Annotated in this window: 18 protein-coding genes and 2 tRNA genes; 13 read left to right on the forward strand and 7 right to left on the reverse strand. The window is 67.4% G+C overall.

Going from position 1 to position 16,807, the window contains the following annotated elements; translation table 11 throughout:
* Together KBY70_RS13620 and KBY70_RS13625 are read left to right on the forward strand one after the other, a co-directional pair.
* Window positions 1–251 (forward strand): hypothetical protein (locus KBY70_RS13620; RefSeq protein ID WP_254988864.1); only part of this gene is annotated, 251 nt, incomplete at its 5' end.
* A gap of 249 nt (window positions 252–500) precedes the next feature.
* Window positions 501–686 carry a type II toxin-antitoxin system HicA family toxin gene (locus KBY70_RS13625; RefSeq protein ID WP_254988865.1) on the forward strand — a complete coding sequence of 62 codons (186 nt, stop codon included), beginning with the start codon at window positions 501–503 and terminating at the stop codon, window positions 684–686.
* Here the strand turns inward: KBY70_RS13625 and KBY70_RS13630 are convergent.
* The 5 genes from KBY70_RS13630 to aroQ all read right to left on the reverse strand — a co-directional run bounded on the left by KBY70_RS13630 (window position 666) and on the right by aroQ (window position 4,199).
* Window positions 666–860, reverse strand: a complete 195-nt coding sequence (locus KBY70_RS13630; protein ID WP_254988866.1) for a CopG family transcriptional regulator — start codon at window positions 858–860, stop codon at window positions 666–668. The two genes, KBY70_RS13625 and KBY70_RS13630, sit on opposite strands and share 21 nt — an antisense overlap.
* 25 nt (window positions 861–885) lie before the next feature.
* On the reverse strand, window positions 886–1,716 hold the full coding sequence (locus KBY70_RS13635) for a glycosyltransferase (RefSeq protein WP_254988867.1): 831 nt from the start codon (window positions 1,714–1,716) through the stop codon (window positions 886–888).
* A gap of 5 nt (window positions 1,717–1,721) precedes the next feature.
* Window positions 1,722–2,528 (reverse strand): glycosyltransferase, encoded by an 807-nt coding sequence (locus tag KBY70_RS13640; protein WP_254988868.1) that lies wholly within the window; start codon window positions 2,526–2,528, stop codon window positions 1,722–1,724.
* A gap of 574 nt (window positions 2,529–3,102) precedes the next feature.
* Window positions 3,103–3,762 carry a tRNA-(ms[2]io[6]A)-hydroxylase gene (locus tag KBY70_RS13645; RefSeq protein WP_254988869.1) on the reverse strand — a complete coding sequence of 220 codons (660 nt, stop codon included), beginning with the start codon at window positions 3,760–3,762 and terminating at the stop codon, window positions 3,103–3,105.
* Window positions 3,759–4,199, reverse strand: coding sequence for a type II 3-dehydroquinate dehydratase (gene aroQ / locus KBY70_RS13650; protein ID WP_254988870.1), 441 nt, complete (start codon window positions 4,197–4,199; stop codon window positions 3,759–3,761). The genes KBY70_RS13645 and aroQ overlap by 4 nt, the downstream gene beginning before the upstream one ends.
* A gap of 53 nt (window positions 4,200–4,252) precedes the next feature.
* On the opposite strand from aroQ, the gene KBY70_RS13655 reads away from it, so the two are divergent.
* The 7 genes from KBY70_RS13655 to KBY70_RS14430 all read left to right on the forward strand — a co-directional run bounded on the left by KBY70_RS13655 (window position 4,253) and on the right by KBY70_RS14430 (window position 10,772).
* A tRNA-Tyr gene (locus KBY70_RS13655) sits at window positions 4,253–4,334 on the forward strand.
* A 10-nt stretch (window positions 4,335–4,344) separates the two neighbouring features.
* Window positions 4,345–4,416 (forward strand) — tRNA-Thr (locus KBY70_RS13660).
* Window positions 4,417–4,475: 59 nt separating this feature from the next.
* Window positions 4,476–5,072, forward strand: coding sequence for a response regulator transcription factor (locus KBY70_RS13665; RefSeq protein ID WP_254988871.1), 597 nt, complete (start codon window positions 4,476–4,478; stop codon window positions 5,070–5,072).
* Entirely contained in the window at window positions 5,069–7,135 is a 2,067-nt protein-coding gene (locus KBY70_RS14500) for a sensor histidine kinase (RefSeq protein WP_254988872.1), read from the forward strand. Before KBY70_RS13665 ends, KBY70_RS14500 begins: the two co-directional genes overlap by 4 nt.
* A gap of 73 nt (window positions 7,136–7,208) precedes the next feature.
* A complete protein-coding gene (locus tag KBY70_RS13675; RefSeq protein WP_254988873.1) occupies window positions 7,209–7,949 on the forward strand; it encodes a hypothetical protein in 741 nt (246 codons plus the stop codon).
* Window positions 7,858–9,207: an aldehyde dehydrogenase family protein gene (locus KBY70_RS13680; protein WP_254988877.1), complete on the forward strand. Its 1,350-nt coding sequence runs from the start codon at window positions 7,858–7,860 to the stop codon at window positions 9,205–9,207. Before KBY70_RS13675 ends, KBY70_RS13680 begins: the two co-directional genes overlap by 92 nt.
* 116 nt (window positions 9,208–9,323) lie before the next feature.
* Window positions 9,324–10,772 (forward strand): LysM peptidoglycan-binding domain-containing protein, encoded by a 1,449-nt coding sequence (locus tag KBY70_RS14430; RefSeq protein ID WP_261356155.1) that lies wholly within the window; start codon window positions 9,324–9,326, stop codon window positions 10,770–10,772.
* Window positions 10,773–10,785: 13 nt separating this feature from the next.
* Here the strand turns inward: KBY70_RS14430 and KBY70_RS13690 are convergent, their stop codons facing one another.
* Window positions 10,786–12,333 carry a RecQ family ATP-dependent DNA helicase gene (locus KBY70_RS13690; RefSeq protein WP_254988874.1) on the reverse strand — a complete coding sequence of 516 codons (1,548 nt, stop codon included), beginning with the start codon at window positions 12,331–12,333 and terminating at the stop codon, window positions 10,786–10,788.
* 110 nt (window positions 12,334–12,443) lie between these two features.
* A complete protein-coding gene (locus KBY70_RS13695) occupies window positions 12,444–13,490 on the reverse strand; it encodes a hypothetical protein (RefSeq protein ID WP_409996069.1) in 1,047 nt (348 codons plus the stop codon).
* A gap of 150 nt (window positions 13,491–13,640) precedes the next feature.
* Between KBY70_RS13695 and KBY70_RS13700 the strand changes: the two genes are divergently transcribed.
* The 4 genes from KBY70_RS13700 to KBY70_RS13720 all read left to right on the forward strand — a co-directional run bounded on the left by KBY70_RS13700 (window position 13,641) and on the right by KBY70_RS13720 (window position 16,606).
* The gene (locus tag KBY70_RS13700; protein ID WP_254988875.1) at window positions 13,641–13,850 is read left to right on the forward strand and encodes a photosystem I reaction center subunit IV; all 210 of its coding nucleotides are present in this window, start codon (window positions 13,641–13,643) and stop codon (window positions 13,848–13,850) included.
* Window positions 13,851–13,986: 136 nt separating this feature from the next.
* Window positions 13,987–14,832 (forward strand): DNA-formamidopyrimidine glycosylase, encoded by an 846-nt coding sequence (locus KBY70_RS13705; RefSeq protein WP_094561456.1) that lies wholly within the window; start codon window positions 13,987–13,989, stop codon window positions 14,830–14,832.
* Window positions 14,811–16,256: an acireductone synthase gene (gene mtnC / locus KBY70_RS14505; protein WP_315859759.1), complete on the forward strand. Its 1,446-nt coding sequence runs from the start codon at window positions 14,811–14,813 to the stop codon at window positions 16,254–16,256. The genes KBY70_RS13705 and mtnC overlap by 22 nt, the downstream gene beginning before the upstream one ends.
* A complete protein-coding gene (locus KBY70_RS13720) occupies window positions 16,253–16,606 on the forward strand; it encodes a DUF4440 domain-containing protein (protein WP_254988876.1) in 354 nt (117 codons plus the stop codon). Before mtnC ends, KBY70_RS13720 begins: the two co-directional genes overlap by 4 nt.
* Window positions 16,607–16,807: the final 201 nt, after the last annotated feature.

A 16,807-nucleotide genomic window follows, 5' to 3' on the forward strand; every position in this document is an offset into this window, starting at 1 on the left:
CCGTTTTCAGCTTGCGGATGATCTGCTCCGCGGTGTGCCTGGTGCGTTTCATGGTGAAGTCCCCGGCCCAGTCTGGCCGGCTGAGGACTCTCATTCACCCTGGACCGATTGCCGGGGTCCACGTCACTGCCGGTTTCGAAAAACTGGCGCAGCACCTTGTGCCGGAACTCCTGGATCACCAGCACCACATCACCACCCCAAATCGGAGCGTGTTGCGCAACGGGCGTCACTGGCTTCGCGGGATGCGCTGATTAGGGTGTGCTGGAAGCTTTTGATCCAAATGAGGCTGCTGGCGTGAGCACTTACACCGCTGTTGTGTAGCAAGACGGCGACCGGTGGATCGGCTGGGTGGAAGAGGTGCCAGGCGTGAATGCCCAGGAACGAACGCGTGAAGGGCTGGTGGTTTCGCTGAAGGCGGTGCTGAAGGAAGCCCTGGAGATGAACCGTGCCGAAGCCCGTGCTGCTGCTGGCAGCTCCTTTAAGGAGCTGGCGCTGGCTCTATGAAGCGCCGCGATCCGCTGCGCCATCTCAGCCAGCACGGCTGCAGCCTCTTGCGCGAAGGCGGCAACCACTCTTGGTGGCACCAGCCCGAGCTCAACAGGCGCAGTGCCATCCCCAGGCACACCGAAATTAAGGAGCTTCTGGTGCGCAAGATCTGCTCTGACCTAGGTGTTCCTCGGCCCTGATGGATCTGCATCACGCACTTCGGCCCAATCGAGCACTGGGTCAGCAGGGTCTTTCAGAGCGTCGATCCCGAGGCGCAGGTCCTCCACGTCATCGAGATCGTAATCGATCGGCCTGGCGAATGATGTCGGCGCGGCCGCATCCAGCTCCAGTTTCTGCTGCTTGGGTCCCGTCACCGCCATTGAGCACCGCCTAGTTGTTCTACCCCCGCAGGCGTCGCCGCACCAACCGCCACAGGTCGCCCGGCTGCTGCGGATCGCCAAAGCGCTGCCGCAGCGCACACCACTGGCGCCACACCGCCCAACCGCGCTGGGGCCACTGCCACCAGCGCGCCGGCTGGCTGAGATTGGCGCCGTGAAAGCGGTAGCTGAGCGTGGCCTGAGGCATTTGCAGCAAGCCATGGGCGCGTTGGGCCACCAGGGCCAGCCACCAGTCGTGCAGCACCGCCTGGTGCGGAATCGGCAGGCCCGCCTCCAGCAACGCGCGGTTGAGCAGGGCTGTGCAGCCCATCACCCGGTTGCGGGCCGCCAGGTGCCAGAGATCCCTGGGCGGAGGCGCCAGCCCCTGCCGCTGCCACCACGACGCATACAGCGGCTGGCCAAAGGCATCGATCAGGCGTGCGTCGCTGTGCACCAACAGCGGCTGAGGCTTGCCCGATCGGGCCGCACGAGCTTCCGCCGCCAGCAGCATCTCCAGCGAATTGGCGAGTTTGGTGGGATCCCAGAGGTCGTCTTGATCAGCCAGGGCCACATAGGGCGCGGTGGTGGCCGCCAACAGCTCGGCGAAGCTCATCACACAGCCGCGAGGCTGGCCCGGGGGCACCGGCATTAGCTGCTGCAGCCAACCGCCGTAGGCCGCCTCGAGCTGCTCCAGCAGCGCGCCGCTGCCATCGCTGGAGCCATCGTTCAACACCAGCAGCCGGCTGGGGCGATGGGTTTGGGCGGCGATCGTGGCCACCTGCTGCTCCAGCCAGTCGGCGCCGTTGTGCACCGCCATCACCACCTCGATCGCTGGGTGTGTTTCTTGCGGCATTGCGTTCACCACAGCCGCCAGCCCCAGAGCTGGAAGTAGATCCAGGCGCTGCGGAGGTTCACCCAGGTGAGCCACAGGCTGATGTAACTGCCCCGGCCCCAGTGGTGCACCACCGTGGCCACCGGCAGGTGCACGGTGCGGCCATGGCGGCCCAACCGGCGGGTGAGGTCGGCGTCTTCGAAGTAGAGAAAAATGCGCTCGTTGAAACCGCCTTCGCGTTGGAAGGCCCCGCTACGCATCCACAGGCAGCAGCCGCTCAAGTAAGGCGCCTCAAACACCTGGTCGTAGGCGCGGTCACCGCAGGTGTACCAGCGGTCGTAGCGGCGTAGCCAGGCCGGTTTGAGCCAGCGCGGCACAAAGCGCCGGCTGGCCAGGGCCAGCAGGGTGGGGTTGCGCTTGGCCAGGTGCTGTTCGCGGCCATCGGGGAAGCGCAGCCGCGGTGTGGCCGCCGTTACATCGGGGTGGGCCTCCAGCCAGCTGAGCAGCGTCTCCATCGCCCCGGGCTGCCAGCTCAGGTCGGTGTTGAGCACGGCAATCAGCGGTGGCAATCGCCCCTCGGCGCTGAGCTGCGCCACCAGTTGGTTGCAGGCCGTGCCGTAGCCGGGATTGCGCCGTTGCACCAGGCAGCAATCGGCGCCGGGGATCAGGGCCTCCACCGGCTCACCGGGCCGGTGGTCGTTCACCACCAGCCCGTAGCCAATCGCCGGCGTGAGGGCCTGCAGGCAAGCCGCCAGCTGCTGCACATGGGCCTGCGGTGGGTGATGGGCCACCAGCATCAGCAGCGCCCGGCGCAGCGGGGAGGTGCCAGTCAACGCTCAAGCAACGACAAACCCAGGGACCCAACCCGCGTGGGTTGAATTATGGATGGGATCCCATGCATCAAGCACCGCTCCCGTTCAAAGCTCGCTGCAGAAGCCTGGGGCACACTTGGCACCACGAAGCCTGCTCCTGCAGCCGCACCACGATGCCCTCACATCTGTAGCGCTCTTCGCACAGCAGCTCGTCGGCTCTAAAGAATCGGCCTCACCCAGCGGCTGGGTGGCCCAGTTCACCGGCGATGGCATCGCCGATCGATTCCCGCTGCTCGATTAACGCTTACCACCCACAGGGACGCAGCTGAGCTCCACAAGGATTGTCGCTATTGGACAATTCAGCAGGAGTCTGAGGTCGTGATCCACCGGAGTTCGGACCGCCACGCTGCTCTGCCATGGCTGGCACGCCAGAAACAGTCAGAAGAAGGAGGCCAAGGATCCCGAAAAATGGGCTTTTCATGGCAGTTTTGGCAAAGGAACTGGGGAGCAAAACATCGCCCTCCATCACTCTGAACACCTGCCATCCTTCGATTTGGAGAGGTGCACTTTTGCGTCGAATCAGCGTCTGGTGCACCTACACAGGCGAGCTCCCCAGCTCCACCCCCACAGAATGCATCCGCACGTCCTCGAGATGCGTCAGAAATCCAGTTAAGGCCTGGGTTTCGACCGCCGCCAGCTCCTGCAGCCGCGCCATGGTGGCCTCACGGCCGAAGCGCGCTTCACACAGCAGCCAATAGAGACCGAAGTGGCGAGCTTCGCTCGTCAGCAGTTCGGAGTAGAGATCGCGCAGGGCCACCTCCAGGCTGTGGGCCGCCAGCAGGGCCATGCGCTCATGGCTACGGGCCTCGATCAGACCGGCCACCAGGAAGGAATCCAGCATGCGCTCGGGCTCACCCTTGCGCACCGCCGCCGTGAGCTGGGCGCCATACCCCGGCGCGGGCAGCGGCTTGAGGGCAATGCCGCGCCGCTGCAGCAACTGCAGCACCAGCTCGAAGTGCTCAAGCTCCTCCCGTGCCAGCGGGCTGAGCGCCGCCCCCAACCCTTCATCCGAGGGGTAACGGAACATCAGCTGCAGGGCCACCCCGGCCGCCTTGCGCTCGCAGTGGGCGTGATCGATCAGCACCAGATCAGGCCGGGCATTGGCCTGCTCCAGCCAGCTGGCGCTGCTGGGGGCCACCAGCCACTTGATGCGGGCCTGGTCGGCCCGCGGCGCGGCGGTCAAGGAGGCGGTCAAGACGAGCTGCGCAGATGAGCCACCAGACCCTCGAGCGCCAAACGGTAACTCCCAGCGCCAAACCCGCAGATCACCCCCACCGCCCGATCGGCGAGATAGGACCCATGCCGAAACGGCTCCCGGGCGTGGACGTTGCTCAGGTGCAGCTCCACATAAGGAATGGCCACCCCCAGCAGGGCATCGCGCAGGGCGATCGAGGTGTGGGTGTAGGCGCCGGCGTTGATCAGGATCCCGTCCACGGCGCCGCGCGCCTGGTGGATGCGATCCACCAGGGCCCCCTCGTGGTTGCTCTGGAAGCAGTCGATCGTCGCCCCCAGCTCGGCTGCCTGGAGGTGCAGCTCCGCGTTGATCTGCTCCAGGCTGGCGCTGCCATACAGCCCCGGCTCACGCGTGCCGAGCAGGTTGAGGTTGGGGCCGTGGAGAGCGAGCAGCTGCATGGGGTGAGGGGCTGGCGGGAGGGGCCGGCTGGTAAGTTCTTCGGGTGTGGTTCGGGTCGGTGCCCGAGTGGTTAATGGGGGCGGACTGTAAATCCGCTGGCTCTGCCTACGTTGGTTCAAATCCAACCCGGCCCACCTTCCACATGCCCTTGTAGCTCAGCGGTAGAGCACTCCCTTGGTAAGGGAGAGGTCACGAGTTCAAGTCTCGTCAAGGGCTTACAAAACCGAAGCCGGCACCGGAATCTTCGGCATGATGCAGAGAGCGGCACCCACACCGTGAGCCTGCGTTGCCTGATCGTTGAAGACCAGGTGATGTTTCTGCAGCTGCTCTGCACAATGCTGCAGGGGCTGCGGGATCTGGAGGTGGTGGCCACCGCCACAAGCTGCCACGACGCCCTGCTGGCCTGCCGCCACCATCGCCCCGACATCCTGATCCTGGATCTGGCCCTGCCCGATGGCGATGGCCTGGAGGTGGCCCGGTTTCTGCAGATGCAGCAGCCGCAGGCGCGAATGCTGGTGCTCTCCGCCCAGGCCGCCAGCTTTGTGTGCCCGGAGGAGCTCGAACCGATGCTGGTGGGTGTGGTGGACAAAACCTCCACCTACGAAACCCTCCAGGGCGTGATCGAGTCGGCCTTGGTGCCGCAGGAGCCCGATGCGCCATCCCGCCACCCGGCGATGCCAGGCCTGACGCCCCGCCAGCGGGAGATCTTCCAGCTGATCGGCCGCGGACTCTCCAACAAAGCCATCGCCGCCTGCACCGGGCTGTCGCTGGCCACGGTGGAGACCCATCGCAAGGCGATCGCCCGCCGCCTGGGCTGCAGTGGCGCCGAACTGGTGCGGCGGGCGGTGCTGCACCTGGCGCCGATGCCGTGAAGCTCCCCTCGCCTCCCGGCCAGCGCCTGCGCGACCGCATCATCTGGGCCACCAGCCTGCAGCTGCTGCTGGTGAGCAGCGCGGTGGGCGGCATGGCCTACTTCAGCGGCCAGCGCAGCGGCCTCAGCTTCACCGATGCCCTGCGCCAGCAGGATGCCATCACCGACCTCTCCGAGCAGCTCTCAAGCCGGTTGCAGGCCCCGCAACTGATCAACAACCTCAACGTGCTCGCCATCCGGCAAGGCCAGCTCTCGCTGACGGATTTCGAGGCCATGGGGCAGCGGTTCTGGAGCCAGATGCAGCTGTTCCCGGTGGGCTACATCAACTTCGGCAACCCAGCCGGCGAATTTATCGGGGTGGAGCGGCTCGAGAACGGCGCCTTCGTGCTCAATGAGGACGCCATCGCCAGCCCCCTCGGCAAAGGGACCCTGGGCGTGTATGCCCTGGGGACAAAAGGGGAGCGGGGGGCCTTGCTCGAGACCGTGCCTGGCATGACCACCGCGCACGAGGAAGCCTGGTATGTCGAAACGGTGAAGGCGGGCAAAGCCAGCTGGAGCTCGATCTACCAATGGGAAGACAAACCCGCGGTGCTGGCGATCTCCTACAACCAGCCCCTCTATGGGCCCAATCGCCAGCTGCTCGGCGTGATCGGCGTCGACTTCGTGCTCAGCCAGCTCAACACCTGGCTGGCGGAGGTGTGGAAAGACGTGCGCGGCTTTGCCCTGATCGTGGAGCCCGACGGCATGGTGGTGGCCAGCTCCCGGCCAGCCTTCACCAGCACCGGCACGGGAGACGCCACCCGCCGGGTGCGCATCGATCAACTCCCCGATCCCCTGGTGCAAGCCGCCAGCCGCAACCTGTTCCGCCAGGGCCGCAACGGCTCCCTCCAGCCCCGAACCGAGCAGACCGGCCCCCACACCACCGATCAAGACGGCCACACGTTCTTGCTCGACCTCAATCCCTGGGGGCAACGGGAAGGGCTCAACTGGCTGCTGATCACCGCCAACCAGTCCGACCAGGCGGTTCAGGCCAGCCAGCGCTTCGCCCTGATTGCCCTGCTGCTCTCCCTGGCCGCCGTGGCCGCTGCGGTGGTCGTGACCATCCGGGTGGGCGACTGGCTGCTGGGTCCGCTCGAGGTGTTGCGACGGCGTTGTGGGGAGGCCGCCACCCAGGTGACGCCCACAACAGCCGATCTGGTTTTCGACCCGAAGTTGCCCGCCGGCAGCGCCATTGAAATCGAGGCGGTATCCCAGGCCTTCGGCGCCCTGGTGGAGCGACTCACCCAGGCCAGGCGGCAGCTGGCAGAGGCCATGGAGCGGGAACGCCTCAAGGACGCCCAAACCGTGCTGGTGCTGGAGGACAAGCTCAAAAGCAGCCTGCAGGCCGCCGCCGTCGCCCATGAGATCAACCTGCCCCTCAGCACCCTGCTCCTCAACAGCAAGCTGCTGCTGGAGCAGGGCGATGCTCCGCTGGCCCAACCCCTGCAGGAACCGCTGCGGGCCATCGCCGCCAACGCCGATGCGGTGGTGGCGACGATCGAGAAGATGCGCAGCCTGCTGCGCAACGTGCAAACCCACCACCAGCTGCTCAACCTGGCCCACGTGACCCGCAATGCCCTGCTCTACGCGGCACCCAGCCTCAAGGCCGCCGGCGTCACGGTGCAGCGCCAGGGGTTGGACCAGAGCTGGGCCGTGATGGGCGATGCGGCCCAGATCCAGATCGCCGTGGTCAACCTGCTGCGCAACGCCCTGGAAGCCCTGGAGAGCGCGGGGGGCGGCGTGGATGGCGCCCCGGCCACGGTGGTGGTGGGCCTTCGGCGCAATGCCGACACGGTGGTGCTGACCGTGGCGGACAACGGCCCGGGCTTCCAGGCGCCGGAGACAGACCTTGAGCCCCTAGCCACCAGCAAGCCCACCGGCAGCGGCCTGGGATTGTTCGTGGTTCAGACCACCATGGAGAACCACCATGGCCAGGTGGTGGTGGGTCGCTCGCCCCTGGGAGGCGCCGCGGTGCAGCTGATCTTTCCAGTGGCTGATCGTTCCAGTGGCGGCCCTACCCACTAACGGGTAATCCACAAGCCGGGGCCCCTCACGAATTCATACGGTCGCAGCGCTGCAAAAGCATGCTTGTGACCGTATGCGCGACATCCTGATCGACGGCGTACCGATCCTGGATCTGCTGGAGATCACGGGCAGCACCAGCCGCGTGGCGACCCTCAGCAACTGCGACCAGAGTTCCGTCTCGCGCCTCTACCGCCATGCCAGCGAGCAGCTGGGGCTGGACTTCCGCAAGAGCCAGGGCCGCTACCGAGCCCATGCCAACCAGGCTGTTCTGCGATCCCTGCGCCACACCGCCCAGCTGCTGCGCCTGGCCAGGGGCAGCCGTCAGCTGCAGCGGCTGGGCCATTTCGGCAGCCCCCTGCCGCAGGAATGGCTGGCAGAAGAGCGCAGCCTGGAACTGCTGCGCGAGCGGGTGCTGGATCTGGCCGTCCTCGCCGACCCGAATGGATTGGCCCCCACCTGGAGCGACCACAGCCAACCCTTCCCCTTCGGCGACTGGGTGGTGGTGGGGCTGACCCGAGCAGCGCAACCCCTGCGGCCCGCTGCCGTCGTGCTGCGGCACGACAACCTGGAGCAACCGGCACTGCAGGAGCTCATCGGCCAGCTCCGCACCGATGTGTTGCGCACCGATGTTTTGCGCATGGAGCACCGACCATTTGCCAGGGTGGATGCCCTTGATGTCTGCCATGACCTCCCCCCCGCTCCTGGCCACTCCGATCGCGGCGATGCGGGCACCGGTCAGTGCCGGGCTGAGCCGCAGCCTGGCCTGGCGCCTGGAGCAGCTCGATCGTCTGGCGGCACTGCTCAGACAGCATGAAGCGGAGGTGCTTGAGGCCCTGGCCGCCGACCTGGGCAAGCCTCCCCTGGAGGCCACCTTCGAACTGATCGCGGTGCGCCAGGAGCTGGCTCTCACCCGCCGGAAGCTGAAGGGCTGGATGGCCCCCCGAGCGATCGGGCTGGATCTCGCCCTGCGGCCGGGGCAAGCCTGGGTGCAGGCCGAACCCCTGGGCTGCGTGTTGATCATCGGCCCCTGGAACTACCCCTTCCAGCTCTGCCTGCACCCCCTGGTGAGTGCTCTGGCGGCAGGCAACGCCGCCGTGCTCAAGCCATCCGAGCACGCGCCTCGCACCGCGGAGCTGCTGGCCCGCGCCATCCCGGCGGCTTTCCCCGCCGAGGTGGTGCAGGTGGTCACCGGCGATGGGGCGGTGGCCGCCAAGCTGCTTGAGGAGCAGTTCGACCACATCTTCTTCACCGGTGGCGGCCGGGTGGGTCGACTGGTGATGGCCGCCGCGGCCCGCCACCTCACCCCGGTCACCCTGGAGCTCGGCGGCAAAAGCCCGGCCATCGTGCTCGCCGATGCCGACATCGCCACCACCGCTCGGCGTCTGGCCTGGGGGAAGGGACTCAACGCCGGCCAAACCTGCATCGCCCCCGACCACGTGCTGGTGCAGGCTCCCCTTCAGGGAGAACTGGTGGCCGCCATCGCCTCCGAATGGACCCGCTTCTACGGCGCCGATCCACTGGAGAGCGACGATCTCGGCTGCATCGTCAGCGACGCCCAGTTCCAACGGCTGGAGGCCCTGCTGGCGGGCGCGCGCCAACGGGGCCAGGTGCTGGTGGGGGGCCGCAGCGATGCCGCGCGGCGGCGGATCGAACCCACCGTGGTGGCCGTGGCCTCCGGCGACGATCCGCTGATGCAGGAGGAGCTGTTCGGCCCGATCCTGCCGGTGCAGCAGGTGGCCGATCTCGACGCGGCTCTCGTGGAGGTGCGCAGCAGGCCCAAGCCCCTGGCCCTGTATCTGTTCAGCCCCAACCGCAGCGCCCAGGAGCGCACCCTCACCACCACCAGCTCGGGTGGGGTGGGGTTCAACGACGTGGTGCTGCAGGCCGGCGCCGCCGCCCTGCCTTTTGGGGGGGTGGGGGAGAGCGGCATGGGCAGCTACCACGGCCACACCGGCTTTCTCACCTTCTCGCACCAGCGCACGGTGCTGCGGCGCCCCTTCTGGCTGGATCTGCCCTTCCGCTACCCCCCCTATGCCGGCAAGCTGGGACTGGTGAAACGGTTGCTGGGCTGATCGGGAGTCGCTGATCGCGCTGGGCCGATCAGAACCTTTGATGCGCCGAAGGTCATCCGGGGGCTGGATCGGCCCGGGCGGCCCCCTTAACGTTCCAGCATCTATCAGTGGTGCCGATGCGTCGCTCCCTTGCCGCCCTGGCCCTAGCAGTGGTGTTGCCCCTGCCCAGCCTGGCTCCCGCAGCGGCCTTGGCCAATGTGGTGGTGAGGCCGGGCGAAACCCTCTCGGAAATCGCCGAGCGCCACGGGGTCAGCCTCACCCGGCTGATGCAAGCCAACGGCATCACCAACCCCAATCTGGTGGTGGCCGGCCAGAAGCTGGTGCTGCCAGGAGCCCGAAGCACGGCAGCGGCCAGCGGTGGTGCCCGCAGCGGCAGCATCACTGTGCAGCCGGGTGAAACCCTCTCGGAAATCGCCGCCCGTCAGGGCGTCAGCCTCACCCAGCTGATGCAGGCCAACGGCATCACCAACCCCAACCTGGTGGTAGCCGGCCAGAAGCTGGTGGTGCCCGGAGCCCGAAGCAGCGCCAGCGCAGCCGCACCCCGCCCCTTGCCCACGGCGCCGTACACCATCAAAAGCGGTGAAACCCTCTCGGAAATCGCCGATCGCTTTGGCACCAGCACCGAGCGCCTGATCCAGCTCAACCAGATCAGCAACCCCAACATGGTGGTGGCTGGAACCCGTCTGGCCATCCCCGGTCGGCCCTCCTCGGCACCGGCAGCCCGCAGCAGCGCCACCCCACGCAACGCCAAGGAGCACGTGGTGCGCAGCGGCGAAAACCTCTCCACCATCGCCGACAGCTACGGCCTGCCCGTCGAAAAGCTGGTGGCCATCAACAAGATCAGCGACCCCAACCTGGTCGTCTCCGGCACCCGGTTGAAACTGCAAGCCCCACCACCGGTCAAGGCCACCCCCAAAGCCACTGCGAAAGCACCCGTCAAAGCCGCAGCCAAACCCGTCGCCCAGCCCAAGCCCAAACCGGTCGTGACGCCGGCAGCCCAATCCACGGCCACGGTGCAGCCGATCGTTCAGCCGACTGTGCAACCGACGGTGCAGCCCACACCCCAAGCCACCCCCCAACCCGCTGCCGCAGCGCCAGCTGCAGCCCAGGCCGTGGCGACGGCCCAGCCAACCAGCCGCATCGCCGCAGCCACCACTGGCACTGCAGCCACTGCAGCCACCACAGCCGTTGCCGCGGCCACCGCCACTCCCCAAACGGCCACCCCCAAGCCAGCCACCACCAAGCCGGTGAACACCGCCACCCGAGCCGCCACAACAACGCAGCCGAGCACCACCAGCAAGGCCGGCAGCAGCAAGCCCCAGGGCCCCGACTGGCGCAGCTACGGCCCACTCCAGGTCGACTGGGCCAATTGGCAGCCCATGGGCGGTAGCTATGTGGCCCCGACCCTCAACGGCGACGGCAAACCTGTCTATCTGGCGGTCAACTGTGGGGCCCGCAAACTGAATGCCACCAGCCAGTCGGGGCAGTGGAAGAGCTGGGATGCTCCCCAAACCGACTTCGAAGAACAGCTGATCAGCGACATCTGCAAGGCTCGGGGCAGCTAATACCCCAGCCGCCTCAGGCGGCCCAGTGCAACGGCCAGGGCTGGCGGCAATAGCGCCGGCCCGAGGCCCGCAGGTAGAGGCGTTGGGCGCCGTCGTCGCTCTCGCTGAGCAATTCCTCCTGCACCAAGCGCCGCAGCAGCCAACCCCAGCTGGCCTCCTGCTCCCGGCGCAGCTCGGCAGAAGCCGCACCCGCCAGCTCCTCGGCCAGGCTGCGCAAATCCCGACCCGGCCTGGCCTCGAGCGCCTCCAGCGCCGTGAGCGCGTCCACCAACCAATCCTGCCGGCGCCGTGGGCTCTGGCAGTTGTCACAGCGGCCACAGGCGGCGGCCAGCTCGCCCACGGCCAGCAGGAGCGCCTGCTCCCGGCAGCCCTCGCCCTCCGCCACAGCCTCCATCCGCCGCAGTTTCTGCTGGGCCAGCTCCAGGCGCTGCTGGTCCTGCTGGCGCTGCACCGCCGTGGCGGCAGCAGGCATCAGCTGGGATCCACCCCCGCGGATGGCCCAGCCCAGGCTCGTGCGATCGGCCGGGTCGTAGAGCACCAAACAACGGGCGGGCAGGCCGTCGCGCCCCGCCCGCCCCGATTCCTGCAGGTACCCCTCCGGACTGGCCGGCAGATCCAGGTGCAGCACCAATCCCACATCCGGTCGATCCACCCCCATCCCGAAAGCCACGGTGGCCACCAACACCGGCCTGGGCTGGTGCTGAAAGTGCTCGAGGGCCAGCTGGCGGCTTTCGGGATCCATGCCGGCGTGATACGCGATCGCCTCCAGCCCAGCCGCCGTGAGTCGGGCGGCCCATTGCTCCACGGAGCGGCGCGTACGGGCGTAGATCAGCACAGCCCCGCGGGCGGCCGTCACCGTCTCCAGCACCAGGGGCAAAGGCTCGGCGGGGCGGAGCTGCATGCCATACACCAGGTTGGTGCGGCGGGCCGAACGCACCTGAATCAGCGGCCGGCGCAGCTGCAGCAGACGGATGATGTCGGCCCGCACCTGGGGGGCGGCGGTGGCACTGAGCGCCACCAGGGGCACCCCCGGGCACTGGGCGCGCAACTGCCCCAGGCGGCGGTAGTCGGGGCGGAAATCGTGGCCCCAGGCGCTGATGCAGTGGGCTTCATCCACCGCCAGGGCCACCAGCTGACCGCTCTCAAGCACGTCGTCGAGCAACTGGCGGGTGGCCTCCGCCTGGAGCCGCTCCGGTGCCAGGTAGAGCAGGCGCAGCTTGTGATCCCGCAGGCGCTGCAACAACTGCCGCCGCTCCGGCAACGCCAGCCCCCCGTGCAGACAGGCCGCGGGGATGCCGCGGCGCTGGAGCAGGCTCACCTGGTCCTGCATCAGGGCAACCAGAGGCGAAATCACCAGCACCAGACCGCCACGCACCAGGGCCGGCAACTGATAGCAGAGGGATTTGCCGCCCCCGGTGGGCAGCACCGCCAGGCAGTCCTGGCCGGCTAGCAAGGCCTCCACCACCGGGCGCTGGCCGGGCCGAAACGTCGACCAGCCGAAATGGCGCTCGAGGGCCAACTCCAGCGGATACCCCAGAGGCATCGGCGCGTCGACACGCATGCCCCCAGGCATGCTGCGAATCGTGCCGCTGGGCAGGGAGCTAGACAAAAGAGCCCTACCTGTAGTGCACCTTACCATAGCGGCCACCAGATGCAGGGGAGGCGCCGCGCTCACGGAAGAGGCGGGGGGTCCAGCTGGTCGGGGGATTCCTCCACCAACTGCAGCCGCACCCGCTTGCCACCCGCCAGCTCCCCCAGCGACACCCGCAGGGTGCTGCCGCTGAGCGATTGCAGAGCCGTGAGCAGCTCCCGCAGATGGGGAGTGCTGCTGCCGCTCTCCACCCAGAGGCGCTCCTGCAGACCACCAAGCCGCCGCCAGCTGGTGTGCAGCTTCAGCACGGCGCTCTCCAGGGCCTGGGCCTGGCCCACCGCATCGGCCAACAAGCCGAGGGCATCGAGCCGCTGGGCCTCCTGCAGGGCCTTCTCAAAATCCAGCTCCCCCTGCTGGAAGGCCCGCACCGCCAGGGCCGCCTCCGCCGCCTTGCTGAGCCAGCGGGCCGTGCTGGTCACATCCTTGACCCGCTCCAGCTCCGGCTCCTCCCGCAACACCCGGCGCAGGTCCTCCTGCTGGGCCTCGGGCAGCTTGGCCAGCTCCTTCACCAAAGGGGCCACAGCCCGCGGCGGCAGCAGGTTTTCGGCGGTGCGCTGGCGGATCTCCTCGGGCAGGAGCGGGCTGGTGGCGGCGGTGAACTCATCGCTCAGACGCCGCACCTGCTTGCGGGTGATCTGCTGACCCTCGTTGGCCGCCTCGCTGATCATTTGCTGCACCTCCGGATCGGCCTGGGCCGTCTCCAGAAAGGCGCGCTTGGAAAAGTTGTTGACGCTGGTTTCCTCCAGCATCCCGTCACCCACCAGGCTGTCGGCCGACTCGGCCAACTGGATGAGGGTGTAAGCCCGCGTCTTGCTGATTTCGCGCTCGCGCAGCCATTGCAGAAAGCCGGTGCCGCGCCCCTCGCCGCCCCGCTTTTCACGGTCTCGCACAGCCCGCAGGATGCGCCCCCGCCAGATCTCGGTCTGCAGGTCGAAGCGATCGCACACGGCCCAGGCCTCCTCGAGGCGGGCCAGAAACTCCATCGTGCTGATGGTGTCGCTGTCTGGATCGGGCAGCTCGAGCGTCAGCACCGGCGGCGTTGGGACCTCCGTGGGGGCCATGGCCATGGAAGGGGTCGCGCGGCTGAAGACGCGATCGTGCCACGGGGTAGCCCGCGCCCCCCCACAGCAAGGGCGACGAATCGTGACGCCGGCGATGAAGCCTCCCGCCCGCGCGGGTATCTTCCCTGTGGCAGCCACCCGATCTACAGCGCAGCGATGGCCATCTCCCGCGGCGACAAGGTGCGCATCAAGCGCCCCGAGTCCTATTGGTTCAACGAAGTCGGCACCGTCGCTTCAATCGACACCTCCGGCATCCGCTACCCCGTGGTGGTTCGCTTCGAGAAGGTGAACTACAACGGCTATAGCGGCTCTGAAGGCGGCATCAACACCAACAATTTCGCCGAGAGCGAACTCGACAAGGCCTGAGCTCCGGCCGGCTTGTTCCCTCAAGCGGCGCGCCACATCCCAATCGTGCGCCAGATCAGCCCGTGCCACCGTTGGTGGTGCGGGCTTTCGAATGGGCTCGCAGGAGTCCCCAGCTCTGCCCGCCCTGCCAGCGCCCATGCCTGAACTCCCCGAAGTGGAAACCGTGCGGCGCGGCCTGGAGAGCCAAACCCGAGGCTTCACGATCGAGCGGGTGGAGGTGCTGCGGGCGCGGGCCATCGCCAGCCCAGCATCGCCAGCCGCCTTCACCGCTGCCCTGAGCGGCACCGAAGTTGGAGCCTGGGAGCGGCGCGGCAAATACCTGATGGGGCAGCTCAGCCGCGGGGGACGCGACGCCGGCACCTGGGGCGTGCACCTGCGCATGACCGGCCAGTTTCTTTGGCTCGATGCGCCGCGCCCGCCCTGCGCCCACACGCGGGTGCAGCTGTTCAATGCCGCGGGCCAGGAGTTGCGCTTCGTGGACACCCGCAGCTTCGGCCAGATGTGGTGGGTGCCGCCAGGCGAGCCCGTGGAGAGCGTGATCACCGGCCTGCAGAAATTGGGGCCGGAACCGTTCAGCGAGGCCTTCAGCGCCACCTACCTGCGTGAGCGCCTGCGGGGCTCCAGCCGGCCGATCAAAAACGCGCTGTTGGACCAGTCTCTGGTGGCAGGAGTCGGCAACATCTACGCCGATGAGTCGTTGTTTGCCGCCGGCATCCAGCCCAGCACCCCCAGTGGACGCTTGTCGCTGTCGCGGCTGAAAGGGCTGCACCAGGCCCTGGTGGAGGTGCTGGAAACCAGCATCGGTGCGGGGGGCACCACCTTCAGCGATTTTCGCGACCTCAGCGGCAGCAACGGCAATTACGGCGGCGTGGCCTGGGTGTATCGGCGTGGCGGCGAACCCTGCCGCCGTTGCCACACCCCCATTCGCCGCGACAAGCTCGGCGGCCGCAGCAGCCACTGGTGCCCCAGCTGCCAGCATTGAGCTCCTTGCAGTTGAGCGTGGATCCCGTAGCCGGCAGCACCGCCGCCCTGGCGCAGCAACTCAGCGCCACCATGGCAACGATCCACCGCCGCGGCTGGTGCGACGGCACGGGCGGCAACTTCAGCTGCGTGCTGGATCGCGAGCCCCTACAGCTGTTGATGGCACCGAGCGGTGTCGACAAGGGCTCCGTGGCGCCGGAAGCGTTGATCGTGGTGGATGCCCACGGCGGTGTGGTGCGGGGGGAGGGGAAGGCCAGCGCCGAAACCCAGCTGCATTTGGCGCTGGTGGAAACCTGCGGGGCCGGTGCCGTGCTGCACACGCACTCCCAGGCCGGCACGCTGCTCTCCCAGCACTACGCCCCCAGCGGCGATTGCGGCGTTGCCCATCTGAGCCTGCACGACCTGGAAATGCTCAAGGGTCTGGAGGGCATCACCACCCACGAGAGCTCGGTGGCCATTCCGGTGTTGGACAACAACCAGGATCTGCAGCGTCTGCGGGCCGAGGCCGAACCCCACCTGCGCCAGGCGCCCCACGGGCTGCTCATCGCGGGCCATGGCCTCTATGCCTGGGGGCGTGATCTGCCAACGGCCCATCGCCATCTGGAGATCCTGGAATTTCTGCTGGAGCAGCACTGGCGCCAGCTGCTGCTTGAGGCCTTAAGCGCGCCGCGGCAGCAGCGCCAAGCGCCCCGAAACCAGGTGTGTCGGCAGGGGGTGACACACGTGCTGCTCGACATCGAAGGCACCACCTGCCCCGTGAGCTTTGTCTCGAGCACCCTGTTTCCCTATGCGGCAGAACAACTCGAAGCGTTTCTGGACAGCCATCGCAACGACCTCGCGGTGCGAAGCCTCCTGGATGAGGTCGAAGCCGCCTGGCGGCAGGACGCCGACCCCGAGGCCCAAGCGTTGCGGCAACAGGGCGGGGTAGGAACGTTGGCCTACCTGCAATGGTTGATCCGCCGCGATCGCAAACTCACCCCCCTCAAGGATCTCCAGGGCTTGGTGTGGGAGCAGGGCTACCGAAGCGGTGCCCTGACAGGGCCACTATTCGCCGATGTGCCTGGCGCGCTGCGGCGCTGGCATGGGGCCGGTCTGGTGTTGGCGGTGTATTCCTCAGGGTCGGTCGCCGCCCAGCGCTTGATCTACGGCCACAGCAATGCAGGCGATTTACGGCCGCTGTTCAGCCATTGGTTCGACACTCGAATCGGCCCGAAACAGGCGCCCGAGAGCTACGCGACTATCGCCGCTCAGCTCGGCGTCGATCCTGAGCAGATGCTGTTTGTCAGCGATGCCCTAACGGAATGTCAGGCGGCCGCTGCCGCGGGCATGCAGGTGGTGTTCAGCGATCGCGAGGGCAACCCCGGACGCGACCCGGGGCCGTTTGAGAGGATCGTGAGCTTCAACGACCTGGTGCTGACCCCGTGAGTTCGGATCTCAAGAGCCTCGATCAAGCCCTTCTGAGCCTGAACCAGACTTTGCTCGAAAGCGTGGCGTGCGGCGACTGGGACACCTACGCCAGCCTCTGCAGCACGGATCTCACCTGTTTCGAAGCAGAAACCAACGGCGTGCTGGCCGAAGGCCTGCCCTTCCACAAGTTTTACTTCGAGCTTCCCGGCGATCCCCAGGCGAGCGCCACACCGGTGCAGGTGAGCATGGCCAGGCCCCACATCCGCTGGATCGGCCCCGATGCGGCCATCTTGAGCTACACCCGCCTCACTCAGAAGCTCAGCAACGGTGTGCCCATCACCGCCAGCTGCTGCGAAACACGCGTGTGACAACACATCGACGGCAACTGGCTGCAGGTACACGCCCACCGCTCCTAAGCAAGCCACCACAACAAGCGCGCACACGCCCAACAAAAAAGCCACCCCGGGGGGTGGCTTTCTGCTTCAAGGGGAGATCGCTGATTTCAGGCTTCCAAAAGGAAACCAAAGCAGATCAACCAGAAGATGGAATGAAGGTTTTACCTGGCATCG

It is taken from the genome of Cyanobium sp. ATX 6E8 (assembly GCF_024346335.1).
Taxonomy (GTDB): domain Bacteria; phylum Cyanobacteriota; class Cyanobacteriia; order PCC-6307; family Cyanobiaceae; genus Cyanobium_A.